Origin of the sequence: Pseudomonas sp. B111 (assembly GCF_026428275.1) — a bacterium.
Classification (GTDB): domain Bacteria; phylum Pseudomonadota; class Gammaproteobacteria; order Pseudomonadales; family Pseudomonadaceae; genus Pseudomonas; species Pseudomonas aeruginosa.
On sequence record NZ_CP097857.1, the window covers coordinates 1200645 to 1214361 of the forward strand.

Sequence of the window (13717 nt, forward strand, 5' to 3'; positions counted from 1 at the left end):
TGCAGCCGCGCAACTTGCCGACCCCGCACACCCGCCGATAAGCCCTGCATAACTCCATCAAGAAAAAAGCCGTCGGGTCAGGACGGCTTTAGAGAGGAACAACATGCACAGCACGCATAGCGTAGGACAAGCCGCGTCTGACGGCTCGGATATTTTGCAAGCAGAGCTTGCGCACTGGACAGCGGTAGAAGCCGAGGCTGTACGGGAGTACCAAGCTCGCCAAGGGGGTAGCACTGGCGCAGCGCTGATCGCGGCCCCTGCCGCCGCTGTGGGGCCTGCGCCAGCGCGCAAGGAAGGCCAGCTTGCTTGGCCGCCGGGAATAGCGGGCAGCATTGCCAATCTGATCTACACCAGTTCAATGCGCCCCGTGCCGGAGGTCGCCATTGTCTCTGCACTTGGGCTACTTGCTGGCGTATGCGGTCGGTCTTGGGTAATCCCGAAATCAGGCTTGAACGTCTATATCGTCCTGCTGGCGCGTAGCGGTATTGGCAAGGAGGCAATGTCAGAAGGCATCTCCATGTTCATTCACGGCGCGGGAAAGTATCGGCAGGACGTGGAAGCACACTTCAGCTTTAACGAATATGCCTCCGGGCAAGCGCTGACGAAGGCAGTCGCCAACGCTCCTTGCTTTACCCACATAGCGGGCGAGTTTGGACGCAAGCTCAAAGCCATGAGCAACGGCAAAGACCCCGCAATGCAGAGCCTGCGCTCTGTCATGACAAAGATCTATTCCAAGTCCGGCCCTAACGCCATTGCTGGCGGGATCGACTACAGCAACAAGGATAACAACGTCGCCAGCATCGTCGGCGCGTCGTACAGCATGATAGGCGACTCTACGCCGGGCACCTTCCGGGAAGCATTAACCTCCGACATGATGGAGGACGGCTTTCTATCTCGCTTCACGGTCGTGGAATACACAGGCCAGCGCCCACCGAGAAACCCGCATTACTTCACCGAACTGCCGGACGCATGGGCGCAATGGTTCGCCTCGCTGACAGCTCACGCCCAACTGCTCGCATCAAACGGAAAGCCTTTGCCCGTGCAGTTCGATGAGCCAGCTACGGAGCTATTCGATCAGTTCGACCAGGAATGTGACGCCGAGGTGAATAGCACTGACGATGAATCACGCCGTCAGATGTGGAACCGCGCACAACTAAAGTCACTACGCATCGCGGCGCTGCTCGCGGTAGCTGATAACCACGTTCACCCGTGCGTCAATGTCGAACACGCCCAATGGGCGATAGACCTAATTCGGCATGACATCGCTTTATTCAGCGAGCGCCTGCGCAGTGGTGATATTGGCGAGGGAAGCGACGTATGTGAACGCAAGCTGCTCTCCATCATGAAGGAGTATCTCGTAGAGGAACCTTCTAAGGGGTACAAGATTCACCCCAGCATGCGGGCAAATTCAATCATTCCGCGTGCGTATCTCCAGCGGCGCACCGCCTCGCTACCAGCCTTCCAGAAGCACAGGTCGGGAAGCGCTACCGCTGCACTTGACCACGCATTGCGCAGCCTTGCTGATAGCGGCTACATCATGGAAGTGAAAAAGGATGTATTGGTAGAGCAGTACAGCGAATTCGGCAAGGCGTTCCGCATTTTGAAGCTGCCCCAATGAACTAACATAGATCGCCGTCTAACAAACTAGGCGGCGATCTATACGCGAGTCAGCGCTAAGTGCTTGCTGCACATGTACTTGCATACAAAATATAGAAATTTAAAAGTTTAGACAGGGGTGTAGTTTGCTGGTGCTGTATGGCGCTGCCTGCACCCTCTAAACGCCTAAACGGCCTAAATTCTATATCGTCCAACAGTTCCGGCCTACGGTTATGCGGTAGCGCGTGACAGGCCATTGAACTTGCGCCAAGCGTAAAACTCGCAGGCCACGTTGTTCGCGTTCCAGCCGTTCTCCGGTGCAGCGGCTTTCGCGTCCTTGATCGTTGCGTCCGGGTGTGCGTCCAGCCATGCCCAAACCGCAGCGCACAGCCCGCCATCCTTTGGACGCTTCACGCCGTTCTGCTCGACACGCTCCACCTTCGGGGCTGCTTTCTTCGGCTTGCTTGTGGTCAACACAGCGTCGGCGGTAGCGGGTGCCGGTGCTTCCATCGCCTTCCAGCCGAAGCGCACCTCATCGCCGTTTTTGTGAACGGTGATCTCTACCAGTTCGGCGGGCACCCCAGCGGCAACACCAGCGCGGCGGGCGTTCTCACGTTTCGTGTAGGTCTTGTCGGTCATGTCGTTGCTCCTGTGCGGGTTGAAGTGCGCACATTGCAAGACAGGTCTCCGAGAAGCGGCAACGACTTTTTGGACGCATGCGACAGCGACAGGATTAAGAACGAATAACGCTGAATTACTTGTTCGCTGTTTGCATGTTTTTGTTTTCCTTGCGGACCTTCGCTGATCTTTCACAGCATGTAAGCACTGCGTACAAAAACGCGCCTATTTATCAAGGAGTTTCGCCATGACAGACAACATTGATCCGCGTATCACGCCAACACTGCACCCCGATAACGTGAAGAGCATCGAAGGCTACGACGAGCAGACCGCGCCGTATCTCGGCCCGACCATGACCGCATTCAGCACCGCCTATGAAGGTGTGCGCGCTGTGTGGTCAGCCCGAGAAGCTGCCGCCCTCAATCCGACCTGGAATGAGGCCATGCAGATCATCCACACCGATGACTTCGCGCAGAAGCATTTCAACAAAATCTGCAAGAGCTTCGACGTGACCCGCTCGAATCTCGAAAAGGGTATTGCGATGCTGGAGCAGCAGCTTGCCGCACCTATTGAATCGAAGGCAGCGCAAAGCATCAGCGCCGAGATTCGTTCCTACGCGAAGAACCTGCCCAACGAGAAGCGACACGCATTTATCCAGCAGGCCATTGACGAGGGTGACCACACTACCGTCAGCGCACTGCTGGGAGCGCCTGCATACCTGTCCGGTCTCGATGCGAACTTCCAAGCTACCTATGTTCGCTTCTGGAACGAGCGCAGCGCGCCGGAGATTGCCCAGCGCCTCAAAGCAATGAAGGGTGCCAAGCAGATGATCGAAGAACGGGCAGGCTTGGTCTTCAAGGAGCTTGAGAAAGCAGTCGGCGCACCACCGCACAAAGCCGCCGCACTTCGTCAAGCCAAGACGAATGCTGAGAAGGCGTTCGTGCTGCAAGACCTCGGTCAGTGATCTTTAGATGATCTATCAAGAGGACTCGCCCATGACCGAAGTAGTTCAGCCTGAATGGCTCAAGGGCTACCAGCCCGACACCGCACCGCCACCGGGCAACCCGAAATGGCAGAAGGGCATGAAGTCCCCGAACCCTGCCGGTCGCCCGAAGGGCATCAGCGACAAGCGCGCCAAGCTCGCCCAGCGCATGCTGGACGACGCGCAAGGCATCGTGGATCGAATGATTGCCCAAGCGCTAGAAGGTGACCCGCAAGCGGCCAACCTGATCCTGTCGCGTGTCATGCCTGCACTGCGCGCACAGTCCGAGAAGGTGGAGTTTGATTTCGATGCGTCTGCATCTGTGACCGAGCAGGCAGAAGCGGTGCTGCAAGCCATCTCGGAAGGCAAGGTCGCGCCTGATGTAGGTAAGCAGATTCTGGAAGGCATCTCGACCCTCTACGGCATCAAGCAAATCGCAGAACTTGAATCGCGCTTACAAGCCTTGGAGGACAAGCAATGAGCTACACGACCCCTTATGCGTGGTTAAAGCCTCGCAGCGCTGCGCAGATCGCGCAGGAGAAGAAGGAACTGGAAGGCGATAAGCGTCTGATCGTCACCACATGCTACGAGGCGATTCTTAACAGCGACGAACCATCTGTCCGCTGGCAAGCCGCCCGACTGCTTCAACGAATTGGCCCACTGGAGGATCACTGACATGCGCAATATGCACACCGACCCGCGCGAGAACGCGCCAGTCAGCACGCCCGCAACCCCTGACGAGGTGAAGCTCATTCACCAGCACCGCATTGAGGCACAAGCAGACCGGCAAACCATGTCTGACTTGAACCTGCTACGCGCGGTCAAGCTGGGGCAGGCGTTGCGCGAACTGAAGGAGTAACCACATGGCCGACACGCGGGGCATGCTGGCACGGTTGCGCAAGCTGGAGCGCTCGCGCGGTGCTGGCGAGGAAATGTGCGACTGGATCAGCGAGAACTTCGGCGCTGCCGTTGCTGACGGTCGCATGTGTCCCGCTGATGGCCCCGTGGTGCTGCACTGTCTGCTGAATTGGATCAGCGACGGCACCGCGCGAAGCGGAATCGCTGGGGAGGGTCTGCTGCGATGAGTCAACCCGCATGGCTTGCGAACTGGCAACCCCAGCCGACGAACCACCGCAGCGGGCCACAGGTCGCGCCCAAGCCCAAGCCCGCCCCAAACCTCAAAGCAGAAGCCAACCCCTATGGCTTCGTGATACCCCAGCGCTGGCCACAGGATGGCGGCACGCGACGGGAACCAGTCCTTGACGTTGTTTTCGATCCGCCCCGTGTGGTCAGGCATGTCGGGTGGAAGAAGTGCATGCGCTGCGGGAAGTGGTTCTTTTCGGAAGACGTGGCGCGCTTGCGCATGTGCGACGAGATGAGCGCCACAGGGGTTCTGGGCTGTCGCAGAAAAGACGTTGATTACGACCTGCTCTAGTCCCACGGGAGCCGAGGCATAGCGGAGAGTCCCTCGTAAATCCAACCACCGCAGCAGCGGGACAGGAAGGCTCCTGCCTGTCTGACGCTGCCTTCAACGGGTGCCACATGGTGCCCGTTGTCGTGAGTACGCGAGCGCTGCGGGCGGCAGGGGCGACGATCACCACACCGCCGCCGCTAGGGTACTGGCGAGCACGGCACGCGGCCTGTAGCGGCGCGCATGCCAGCGGGCAAGGAACGACAAACACGGAGTTATTCGGGCTTGCCCGCTAACCGATTGATGGGCTTGTGGTTAGCTCGGTTCAACCGGGAGCGCATAAGCCCAGCGTACTAACCACAGCACTGTTTCTGAGTCTGGATCGGCGGGCAAGGCACTGATCCGAACGAGCAGAATACGCAGCAGTCACCCGGCTTTGGGCGCAGCAGAATTTTGCAATTCTCGCACTCGTAGTAGAACTGGCACGCATCGGTTGGCATGGTTTCCTTCTTTGCGAAGCCACAATGCGGACACGTAAGCACAGACTCAAGGACAACGGCATCCATAGTAGTATCACTTCCGCACTGTGGAGGGATAACCGGCGTTTGTCGTCGCTGTAGTCAGCACCTGCGGCTGCGCCTTGTCAGGGTCATACGTCACCGTGGCGGTCTTCGAGTCGTAATCAACTTTCACCGCGCTCACGCCAACGACCTTTTCGAGCGACTTCTTGACCGTGATTGGGCATGTGCCACAGGTCATGTTCTGGACATCAAGAGTGACCGTCTTCGGCGTACCGGCGAACACCGCCAACGGAAGCGCTGCAAGCGTGGTAATTAACAATCGGCGCATGGGAACAACCTCCTATCAGTAGAACAGTGGGGCCAGCCACGGCACCGACAACAAGGCGAAGAGCAGCACAGTAACGATCCAGAACACTAGTCGCTGGCGCTTGCGCGTTCGTGCATCAACGCAAGGCGTGTCTGGCGCGCAGGCCTGAGGCACTAGATAGAGCTTGCGGAACGCAAGCCCGAGGAACACCAGTGTCAGTCCGATGAGGATCGGTCGATATGGCTCAAGTGCGGTCAGGCTGCTGACCCATGCACCGCCGATGCCGAGGGTCAACAGCACGAGAGGGCCGACGCAGCACACCGAGGCACCGATTGCGGCCAAGGCACCCGCAATCAATGAGCCGTTGCCGGTGAGTTGTGCCATAAGAGTCTCCTTGAACCTATCTGCCTGGTGCTACTCTAAATGCTGTACCTAGGTACGGGATCAAGGGGAATTTGATGGCGGCAGAGCTAACTATCGGCAAGCTGGCAAATGCGGCTGGCGTGAACATCGAGACGATCCGGTACTACCAGAGGCGAGGCTTGCTGGATGAGCCACCCAAGCCTCTGGGCGGTCATCGCCGCTATGCGCCGCAGCAAGTCAAGCGTCTACGATTTATCCGCCGCGCGCAGGTTCTAGGATTCACACTGGACGAGATCGCCGGTCTCTTGAGGCTCGAGGAAGCGTGCGCATGCGCAGAGACGCTCGACCTTGCTGCTCACAAGCTCCAAATCATTGATGCCAAGCTCGCGGACTTGACTGCGATGCGCAAGGCGCTTGCTGACCTGATGCGCGAGTGCGAATCGTCTGGCATGAAAGGGGCATGCCCGATCATTCACACACTGGCAGCAGACTGAGCTTCGTAGGTAGTTGTCACGCGAACTGCTTATGGTGTGCTTACGCCACACCTTTTGCCCAACTACAAGAAAGCCCCGACTGGCGGGGCTTTTTGTCGCTTTTCACAAACCCTTTGCGCGCTCACAGAACTACGCTAAGCGCTTGTTTTTATTGGCGGAAGCGGTGAGATTCGAACTCACGGACCCTTGCGGATCGACGGTTTTCAAGACCGTTGCAATCGACCACTCTGCCACGCTTCCAAATTCATCCTACAACTGTTTTCAAGACCGTTGCCTTAAACCACTCGGCCACACCTCCGCATCGCGGGGCGCCATAGTACCGGATAGCAACACACTGTCAAACTCTATCGATTGGCCCTGGCAGAGGCTTTGCTATCATGCCCATCAGTACGTCATGGACCCGTTCCCGTTAAGGAGTACCCACACCATGCAAGAACAGCAATATCAGCTGAACTCCGCCGTCGCGGAACAGCGTGAAGTCAGCGGCGTTCTGCGCAATACCTACGGCCTGCTGGCACTCACCCTGGCCTTCAGCGGCCTGGTGGCCTACGTTTCGCAGCAGATGCGCCTGCCCTATCCGAACGTGTTCGTGGTGCTGATCGGCTTCTACGGCCTGTTCTTCCTCACCGTGAAGCTGCGCAACAGCGCCTGGGGCCTGGTCAGCACTTTCGCCCTGACCGGCTTCATGGGCTACACGCTCGGCCCGATCCTCAACATGTACCTCGGCCTGCCCAACGGCGGCAGCGTCATCACTTCGGCGTTCGCCATGACCGCCCTGGTGTTCTTCGGCCTGTCCGCCTATGTGCTGACCACCCGCAAGGACATGAGCTTCCTGTCCGGCTTCATCACCGCCGGCTTCTTCGTCCTGCTGGGCGCCGTGCTGGTATCGCTGTTCTTCCAGATCAGTGGCCTGCAACTGGCGATCAGCGCCGGCTTCGTCCTGTTCTCCTCGGCGATGATCCTCTACCAGACCAGCGCGATCATCCACGGCGGCGAACGCAACTACATCATGGCCACCATCAGCCTGTACGTGTCGATCTACAACCTGTTCATCAGCCTGTTGCAGATCTTCGGCATCGCCGGCGGCGACGACTGATAGAAAGCGCCTCCGGAAAAGCCCGTCCCCGCGACGGGCTTTTTCATTTGAGGACCGGCAAAACACAGGCATTGGTTTATCATTCGAAGAAATCCTTCGCGTATCGCAGCATGAAATTCGCCATCGCCCTATTCGACCCTCCCCACTCCCCCGCCGCCCGCCGCGCGCTGCGCTTCAGCGAAGCCGCGCTGGCCGGCGGGCACGAAATCGTCCGCCTGTTCTTCTACCAGGACGGCGTGCACAGCGCCTCGGCCAACGTCGTGAGCGGCCAGGACGAGTTCGACCTGCCCGCCGCCTGGCGCGAGTTGGTCGAGCGCAACGGCCTGGACGCCGTGGTCTGCATCGCCGCCGCCCTGCGCCGCGGCGTGCTGAACGCCGAGGAAGCCGAACGCTACGGCCGTCCCGGCGCCAACCTTGGCGCACCATGGGAACTGTCCGGACTCGGCCAGTTGCACGAGGCGGCGCAAAGCGCGGACCGCCTGGTCTGCTTCGGAGGCGACCGATGAGCCAGTCGCTGCTGATCATCAGCCGCCAGTCGCCCTGGTCCGGCCCGAGCGCCCGCGAGGCGCTGGACATAGCCCTGGCCGGCGGCGCCTTCGATCTACCGGTCGGCATGCTGTTCCTCGACGACGGCGCGTTCCAGCTGGCTCCCGGCCAGCATCCTGCGCACCTGCAGCAGAAGGACCTGCAGGCCAACCTGCAGGCCCTGCCGATGTTCGGCGTGGACGACCTCTACGTCTCGGCCCGCAGCCTGCGCGAGCGTGGCCTGGCGGAAGAGCGCCTGGCCCTCGCGGTCGAGGTGCTCGACGACCAGGCCCTGCGCGACCTGCTGCAACGCTACGACCAGGTGATTACCCTCTGATGGCCACGACCCTCCACGTACTGTCCCGCTCGCCGTTCAATGACGGCCGCCTGGGCAGTTGCCTGTACCTGCTCAACCCCGGCGACGGCCTGCTGCTCTGCGGCGACGCCGTGCACGCCTTGCTGGCCGGCAGCCACGCCTGCCAGGCCCTGGAACTGATGCCGGCGGAAATCGAACTGTTCGCCCTGCTGGAAGACCTCCAGGCGCGCGGTATCGAGGACGTCCCCGCTCGCCTGGTGGCGGTGGACTACCCCGGCTTCGTCGAACTCGCCACCCGCTTCGACAAGGTCAACAGTTGGCTATGACGCTCCTTACGCTGGAAGGCCGGGAAATCCGGCTGGACAAGGACGGCTACCTCGCCGCCCTCGACGATTGGTCGGAGCCGGTGGCGGAAGCCCTGGCCGCCCGCGAGGAGCTGGCCCTGACCGCCGAGCACTGGGAGATTCTCCAACTGCTCCGCGAGTTCTATGCGGAGTTCCAGCTGTCTCCGGCCAACCGCCCGCTGATCAAGTACGTCGCCCAGCGACTGGGTCCGGACAAGGGCAACAGCCTGCACCTCAACCACCTGTTCAAGGGCGCCCCGGCCAAGCTTGGCGCGAAGCTGGCCGGCCTGCCGAAACCGAGCAACTGTCTATGACTATCTCGACTCCCGCCGAACATCCGTTCGCCCAGTTCGTCCGCATCCTCGGCAAAGGCAAGCGCGGAGCGCGCAGCCTGACCCGGGAGGAAGCCCGCGAGGCCCTCGGCATGATCCTCGACGGCAGGGTCGAGGACACCCAGTTGGGCGCCTTCCTCATGCTCCTGCGGCACAAGGAGGAAAGCAGCGAGGAACTGGCCGGTTTCACCGAGGCGGTGCGCGAGCGCCTGCAAGTCCCGTCCTTGCGCGTCGACCTCGACTGGCCCAGTTACGCCGGCAAGAAGCGCCACCTGCCCTGGTACCTGCTGGCCGCCAAGTGCCTGGCCGGCCATGGCGTGCGCATCCTCATGCACGGCGGCGGCGCGCATACCGCCGGACGCCTGTACAGCGAACAGTTGCTGGCGGCGCTGGAGATCCCGCTCTGCCACGACTGGCTGCAGGTAGAACAGGCCCTGGAGCGCGGCCACCTGGCGTTCATTCCGCTCGGCGCCTGGATGCCGGTGCTGCAACGTATGATCGATCTGCGCAATACCCTCGGTCTGCGCTCGCCGATCCATTCGCTGGTTCGCCTGCTCAACCCCCTGAATGCGGATTGCATCCTGCAGAGCATCTTCCACCCCGGTTACCAGGAAACCCACCGCGAGGCCAGCCGCCTGCTCGGCGACCGGGCCATCGTCATCAAGGGCGAAGGCGGCGAGGTCGAAGTCAACCCGGACGTCGTCGCCCACCTGTATGGTTGCGACCAGGGCGAAGCCTGGGACGAGGAATGGCCGGCATTGTCGACGCACCGGCACATGAAGCCGGAACAGCTCGACCCGGGTTTCCTTCGGGCCGTCTGGGACGGCCGCGAAGGCGACGCCTATGGCCACCTGGCGGTGCTCTCCAGCATGGCCCTGGCGCTACGGGCCCTTGGCAAGAATCGCGAAGAAGCCTTCAAGGAAGCCGCACACTACTGGGCGACCCGAAACGAATCGATCTGATCGATACGAATAGCCCTTTATTTATATAAATTTATCGATCGACCGACACTAGACTGTTCCTCCAACGACGTATGGAGGAACCCGCTCATGGGACAGTTGATCGATGGCCGCTGGCACGACCAGTGGTATGACACACAGAAAGACGGCCGCTTCCAGCGCGAAAACGCCCAGCGCCGCCATTGGCTGGGCGAGCCGGCGTTCCCCGCCGAGGGCGGGCGCTACCATCTCTATGTCTCGCTGGCCTGCCCCTGGGCCCATCGGACCCTGATCGTGCGCAAGCTGAAGGGGCTGGAGTCGCTGGTGGATGTTTCGGTGGTCAGTTGGCTGATGCGCGAGAACGGCTGGACCTTCGACCCCGCCCACGGCTCCACTGGCGATCGCCTCGACGGCCTGGCCTTTCTGCACCAGCGCTATACCCGCGACGACCCGCACTACAGCGGCCGGGTCACGGTGCCGCTGCTGTGGGACAAGCAGGCGCAGAAGATCGTCAACAACGAATCAGCCGATATCGTCCGCATCTTCAACAGCGCCTTCGACGCCATCGGCGCCAACGCGCTGGACTTCTACCCGGAGCCGCTGCGCGAGGAGATCGACCGCCTCAACGGACGCATCTATCCTGCGGTCAACAACGGCGTGTACCGTGCTGGCTTCGCCACTCGCCAGGACGCCTACGAGGAGGCCTTCGTCCAGTTGTTCGAGGAACTGGACTACCTGGAAGGCTTGCTCGGCGAACGCCGCTACCTGGCCGGCGAATACCTGACCGAGGCCGATATCCGCCTGTTCACCACCCTGGTGCGCTTCGATGCGGTGTACCACGGACACTTCAAGTGCAACCTGCGGCGCATCGAAGACTACCCGAATCTTTCCGGCTGGCTGCGCGAACTGTACCAACGCCCGGGCATCGGCGAGACAGTGGACTTCGAACATATCAAGGGGCACTACTACGCCAGCCACCGCACCATCAACCCGACCGGGATAGTACCGCTGGGCCCGCGTCTCGACCTAGCGCGCGCGCCAGGCCGGGAACGACTTCCCGGCAAGGGCATCTGGGGAGAAGGCTGAAGGCTCAGGCGTCCTCGCGGGCGCCTTCGAACCAGGCCAACTTGTCGCGCAGTTGCACGGCTTCGCCGACGATCACCAGGGTCGGCGCATGCACTTCGTGCTCGGCCACCAGCTGCGGCAGGTTTTCCAGGGTTCCGGTGAATACCCGCTGCTGGGCGGTGGTCCCCTGCTGGATCAGCGCCGCCGGGGTCTGCGCGGAGCGACCGTGGGCGACCAGTTGCTCGCAGATCACCGGCAATCCCACCAGGCCCATGTAGAACACCAGGGTCTGGCCAGGCGCTACCAGGTCCTGCCACGGCAGGTCGGTGGTGCCATCCTTCAGGTGACCGGTGACGAAACGAACCGATTGCGCATGGTCGCGATGAGTCAGCGGAATCCCGGCGTAGGCCGCGCAGCCGCTGGCCGCGGTGATTCCCGGCACGACCTGGAAAGGTATGCCGTGGGCAGCCAGTTCGTCGATTTCCTCACCGCCGCGGCCGAAGATGAATGGGTCGCCACCCTTCAGGCGCAGCACGCGCTTGCCCTGGCTGGCCAGCTCCACCAGCAGGCGGTTGATCCGATCCTGCGGCACCGCATGTTCGGCGCGGCGCTTGCCGACGTACAGGCGTTCGGCATCGCGGCGGCATAGTTCGAGGATCGACGGCGCCACCAGGCGATCGTAGAGCACCACGTCGGCCTGCTGCATCAGGCGCAGGGCACGGAACGTCAGCAGGTCCGGATCCCCCGGCCCGGCCCCGACCAGATATACCTCGCCCGTGGCTATGTGCGCGAGGCCGCCGGCCAGGCGCTCTTCCAGGAGACGCTCGGCTTCCGCCGGACGGCCGGCCAGGACACGCTCGGCGATCTCGCCCTGGAACAGGTTTTCCCAGAACACCCGGCGCTGCTGCAGGTCGGGTAGCAATTCCTTGACCCGGTGGCGGAAGCGGCTGGCGAGTCCGGCCAGTTGCCCGTAGGTCGAGGGAATCCAGGTTTCCAGCTTGGCCCGGATCAGCCGCGCCAGCACGGGCGCATCGCCGCCGCTGGAGACCGCCACCACCAGCGGCGAACGGTCGACGATGGCCGGGAAGATCACGCTGCACAGGGCCGGCGCGTCCACCACGTTGACCGGTATCCCGCGCGCATTGGCCGCTCGCGACACCTCGGCGTTCAGCGGTTCGTCGTCGGTGGCGGCGATGATCAGGGCGCAGCCGGGCTGGTCGCCGTCCTGGTAGTCGCGTTCGAGCAGCTCGCCGCCGCCCTGCTCCACCAGATGCCGCAGTTCGATGTGGATCTGCGGCGCGACCACGCGCAGGCGCGCGCCGGCGTCGGCCAGCAGGCGCGCCTTGCGCAGGGCGACTTCGCCGCCGCCGACCACCAGCGCGAGGCGCCCTTGCAAGGAGTGGAACAGCGGCAGGAAATCCATGTCAGCCGATCACCTCGATGCCAGCCATGTAGGGCTTGAGGACTTCCGGCACACGGATCGAGCCGTCCGCCTGCTGGTAGTTCTCCAGTACCGCCACCAGGGTGCGACCGACGGCCAGGCCGGAGCCGTTGAGGGTGTGCACCAGCTCGGGCTTGCCGGTTTCCGGATTGCGGTAGCGGGCCTGCATGCGCCGGGCCTGGAAGTCGCCGCAGTTGGAGCAGGAGGAAATCTCGCGGTACTTGTCCTGGCTGGGAACCCAGACTTCCAGGTCGTAGGTCTTGGTCGCACCGAAGCCCATGTCGCCGGTGCACAGCGCCAGCACCCGATACGGCAGCTCGAGCAGTTGCAGGACGCGCTCGGCGTTGGCGGTCAGGCCTTCCAGCGCCTCGTAGGAGGTGGCCGGATCGACGATCTGCACCATCTCCACCTTGTCGAACTGGTGCTGGCGGATCATGCCGCGGGTATCGCGCCCGGAGGCGCCGGCCTCGCTGCGGAAGCACGGGGTATGGGCGACGAACTTCAGCGGCAACTGCTTGGCATCGAGGATCTGCCCGGAGACAATGTTGGTCAGCGAAACCTCGGCGGTCGGGATCAGGTAGAGGTCGGCTTCGCCGTCGCGGCCGATCTTGAACAGGTCCTCCTCGAACTTCGGCAACTGGCCGGTGCCTTGCAGCGCCGGAGCCTGGACGAGATAGGGGGTGTAGGCCTCCTCGTAGCCATGCTCGGCGGTATGCAGGTTGATCATGAACTGCGCCAGGGCGCGATGCAGGCGGGCGATCGGGCCGCGCATGAGGGCGAAGCGCGCGCCGGAAAGCTTGGCGGCGGTCTCGAAATCCAACCAGCCGTGCCGTTCGCCGAGGGCGACATGGTCCTTGACCTCGAAATCGAAGGTCTTCGGCGTGCCCCAGCGACGCACTTCGACGTTGGCGTCCTCGTCGGCACCGACCGGCACCGACTCGTGCGGCAGGTTGGGAATGCCCAGCAGCATGGCATCCAGTTCGCCCTGGATGGCGTCCAGTTGGCGCTTGCCTTCCTCCAGCTCGGAGCCCATGCGATCGACATCGGCCAGCAGCGGCGCGATGTCCTCGCCACGCTGCTTGGCCTGGCCGATCGCCTTGGAGCGCGCGTTGCGCTCGGCCTGCAGTTGCTCGGTACGGGTCTGTACCGACTTGCGCTGCTCTTCCAGCGCTTCGATGCGCGCGACATCCAGTTGGAAGCCACGGGTGGCCAGGCGGGCAGCCACTTCTTGCGGCTGGGTGCGTACCAGTTTGGGATCGAGCATGTTCTTTTCTCGTCTCGTGTCGGTTATCGGCGGTTCGTGGCCCGGTTGGCGCTTCGCCGGCCCCGGCGACGTCATCGACGCCGTCACGGAAGCCTGGCTAGCTC

20 protein-coding genes and 1 tRNA gene are annotated in these 13717 nt (G+C 62.2%); 14 read left to right on the top strand and 7 right to left on the bottom strand.

Going from position 1 to position 13717, the window contains the following annotated elements; all coding sequences use genetic code 11:
- Nucleotides 1-103: 103 nt before the first annotated feature.
- Nucleotides 104-1618 carry a DUF3987 domain-containing protein gene (locus tag M6E97_RS05485; RefSeq protein WP_079385802.1) on the top strand — a complete coding sequence of 505 codons (1515 nt, stop codon included), beginning with the start codon at nucleotides 104-106 and terminating at the stop codon, nucleotides 1616-1618.
- Between the two features lie 209 nt (nucleotides 1619-1827).
- On the opposite strand, the gene M6E97_RS05490 is transcribed toward M6E97_RS05485, so the two are convergent.
- Complete coding sequence (locus tag M6E97_RS05490) at nucleotides 1828-2235, bottom strand: hypothetical protein (RefSeq protein ID WP_034005890.1); 408 nt, start codon at nucleotides 2233-2235, stop codon at nucleotides 1828-1830.
- 226 nt (nucleotides 2236-2461) lie between these two features.
- Here M6E97_RS05490 and M6E97_RS05495 point away from each other — a divergent pair, with 226 nt between their 5' ends.
- From M6E97_RS05495 to M6E97_RS05515, 5 genes are read left to right on the top strand one after another with little or no spacing between them, the layout of a single operon-like run.
- The gene (locus M6E97_RS05495) at nucleotides 2462-3178 is read left to right on the top strand and encodes a hypothetical protein (RefSeq protein WP_034005891.1); all 717 of its coding nucleotides are present in this window, start codon (nucleotides 2462-2464) and stop codon (nucleotides 3176-3178) included.
- Between the two features lie 31 nt (nucleotides 3179-3209).
- Entirely contained in the window at nucleotides 3210-3677 is a 468-nt protein-coding gene (locus tag M6E97_RS05500) for a DUF5681 domain-containing protein (protein WP_034005903.1), read from the top strand.
- A complete protein-coding gene (locus M6E97_RS05505; RefSeq protein WP_034005893.1) occupies nucleotides 3674-3871 on the top strand; it encodes a hypothetical protein in 198 nt (65 codons plus the stop codon). Before M6E97_RS05500 ends, M6E97_RS05505 begins: the two co-directional genes overlap by 4 nt.
- 1 nt (nucleotide 3872) lies before the next feature.
- Entirely contained in the window at nucleotides 3873-4055 is a 183-nt protein-coding gene (locus M6E97_RS05510; protein ID WP_034005895.1) for a hypothetical protein, read from the top strand.
- Between the two features lie 4 nt (nucleotides 4056-4059).
- Complete coding sequence (locus M6E97_RS05515; protein WP_034005897.1) at nucleotides 4060-4281, top strand: hypothetical protein; 222 nt, start codon at nucleotides 4060-4062, stop codon at nucleotides 4279-4281.
- A gap of 679 nt (nucleotides 4282-4960) precedes the next feature.
- On the opposite strand, the gene M6E97_RS05520 is transcribed toward M6E97_RS05515, so the two are convergent.
- From M6E97_RS05520 to M6E97_RS05530, 3 genes are read right to left on the bottom strand one after another with little or no spacing between them, the layout of a single operon-like run.
- The gene (locus M6E97_RS05520; protein WP_071534228.1) at nucleotides 4961-5173 is read right to left on the bottom strand and encodes a GDCCVxC domain-containing (seleno)protein; all 213 of its coding nucleotides are present in this window, start codon (nucleotides 5171-5173) and stop codon (nucleotides 4961-4963) included.
- A 7-nt stretch (nucleotides 5174-5180) separates the two neighbouring features.
- Nucleotides 5181-5456: a mercury resistance system periplasmic binding protein MerP gene (gene merP, locus M6E97_RS05525; RefSeq protein ID WP_024956395.1), complete on the bottom strand. Its 276-nt coding sequence runs from the start codon at nucleotides 5454-5456 to the stop codon at nucleotides 5181-5183.
- A gap of 15 nt (nucleotides 5457-5471) precedes the next feature.
- On the bottom strand, nucleotides 5472-5819 hold the full coding sequence (locus tag M6E97_RS05530; protein WP_024956394.1) for a mercuric transporter MerT family protein: 348 nt from the start codon (nucleotides 5817-5819) through the stop codon (nucleotides 5472-5474).
- Nucleotides 5820-5893: 74 nt separating this feature from the next.
- Here M6E97_RS05530 and merR point away from each other — a divergent pair, with 74 nt between their 5' ends.
- A complete protein-coding gene (merR, locus tag M6E97_RS05535) occupies nucleotides 5894-6292 on the top strand; it encodes an Hg(II)-responsive transcriptional regulator (RefSeq protein WP_024956393.1) in 399 nt (132 codons plus the stop codon).
- 152 nt (nucleotides 6293-6444) lie between these two features.
- On the opposite strand, the gene M6E97_RS05540 is transcribed toward merR, so the two are convergent.
- Nucleotides 6445-6532, bottom strand: a tRNA-Ser gene (locus M6E97_RS05540).
- A gap of 187 nt (nucleotides 6533-6719) precedes the next feature.
- Between M6E97_RS05540 and M6E97_RS05545 the strand changes: the two genes are divergently transcribed.
- The 7 genes from M6E97_RS05545 (at nucleotide 6720) to M6E97_RS05575 (ending at nucleotide 10929) form a co-directional block, all read left to right on the top strand.
- Nucleotides 6720-7388: a Bax inhibitor-1/YccA family protein gene (locus tag M6E97_RS05545; RefSeq protein ID WP_003090386.1), complete on the top strand. Its 669-nt coding sequence runs from the start codon at nucleotides 6720-6722 to the stop codon at nucleotides 7386-7388.
- 110 nt (nucleotides 7389-7498) lie between these two features.
- Entirely contained in the window at nucleotides 7499-7894 is a 396-nt protein-coding gene (tusD, locus tag M6E97_RS05550; protein WP_003090387.1) for a sulfurtransferase complex subunit TusD, read from the top strand.
- Entirely contained in the window at nucleotides 7891-8250 is a 360-nt protein-coding gene (gene tusC / locus M6E97_RS05555) for a sulfurtransferase complex subunit TusC (protein ID WP_003090389.1), read from the top strand. Before tusD ends, tusC begins: the two co-directional genes overlap by 4 nt.
- Entirely contained in the window at nucleotides 8250-8555 is a 306-nt protein-coding gene (tusB, locus tag M6E97_RS05560) for a sulfurtransferase complex subunit TusB (RefSeq protein ID WP_003090391.1), read from the top strand. The genes tusC and tusB overlap by 1 nt, the downstream gene beginning before the upstream one ends.
- Nucleotides 8552-8887, top strand: coding sequence for a TusE/DsrC/DsvC family sulfur relay protein (locus M6E97_RS05565; protein ID WP_003090393.1), 336 nt, complete (start codon nucleotides 8552-8554; stop codon nucleotides 8885-8887). The genes tusB and M6E97_RS05565 overlap by 4 nt, the downstream gene beginning before the upstream one ends.
- Nucleotides 8884-9867 carry a glycosyl transferase family protein gene (locus tag M6E97_RS05570; protein WP_003090395.1) on the top strand — a complete coding sequence of 328 codons (984 nt, stop codon included), beginning with the start codon at nucleotides 8884-8886 and terminating at the stop codon, nucleotides 9865-9867. The genes M6E97_RS05565 and M6E97_RS05570 overlap by 4 nt, the downstream gene beginning before the upstream one ends.
- 87 nt (nucleotides 9868-9954) lie before the next feature.
- Nucleotides 9955-10929, top strand: a complete 975-nt coding sequence (locus tag M6E97_RS05575) for a glutathione S-transferase family protein (protein WP_003138951.1) — start codon at nucleotides 9955-9957, stop codon at nucleotides 10927-10929.
- A 4-nt stretch (nucleotides 10930-10933) separates the two neighbouring features.
- Here the strand turns inward: M6E97_RS05575 and cysG are convergent, their stop codons facing one another.
- Nucleotides 10934-12331, bottom strand: coding sequence for a siroheme synthase CysG (cysG, locus tag M6E97_RS05580; RefSeq protein WP_267262523.1), 1398 nt, complete (start codon nucleotides 12329-12331; stop codon nucleotides 10934-10936).
- A 1-nt stretch (nucleotide 12332) separates the two neighbouring features.
- Nucleotides 12333-13613: a serine--tRNA ligase gene (serS, locus tag M6E97_RS05585; RefSeq protein ID WP_003097631.1), complete on the bottom strand. Its 1281-nt coding sequence runs from the start codon at nucleotides 13611-13613 to the stop codon at nucleotides 12333-12335.
- Nucleotides 13614-13717: the final 104 nt, after the last annotated feature.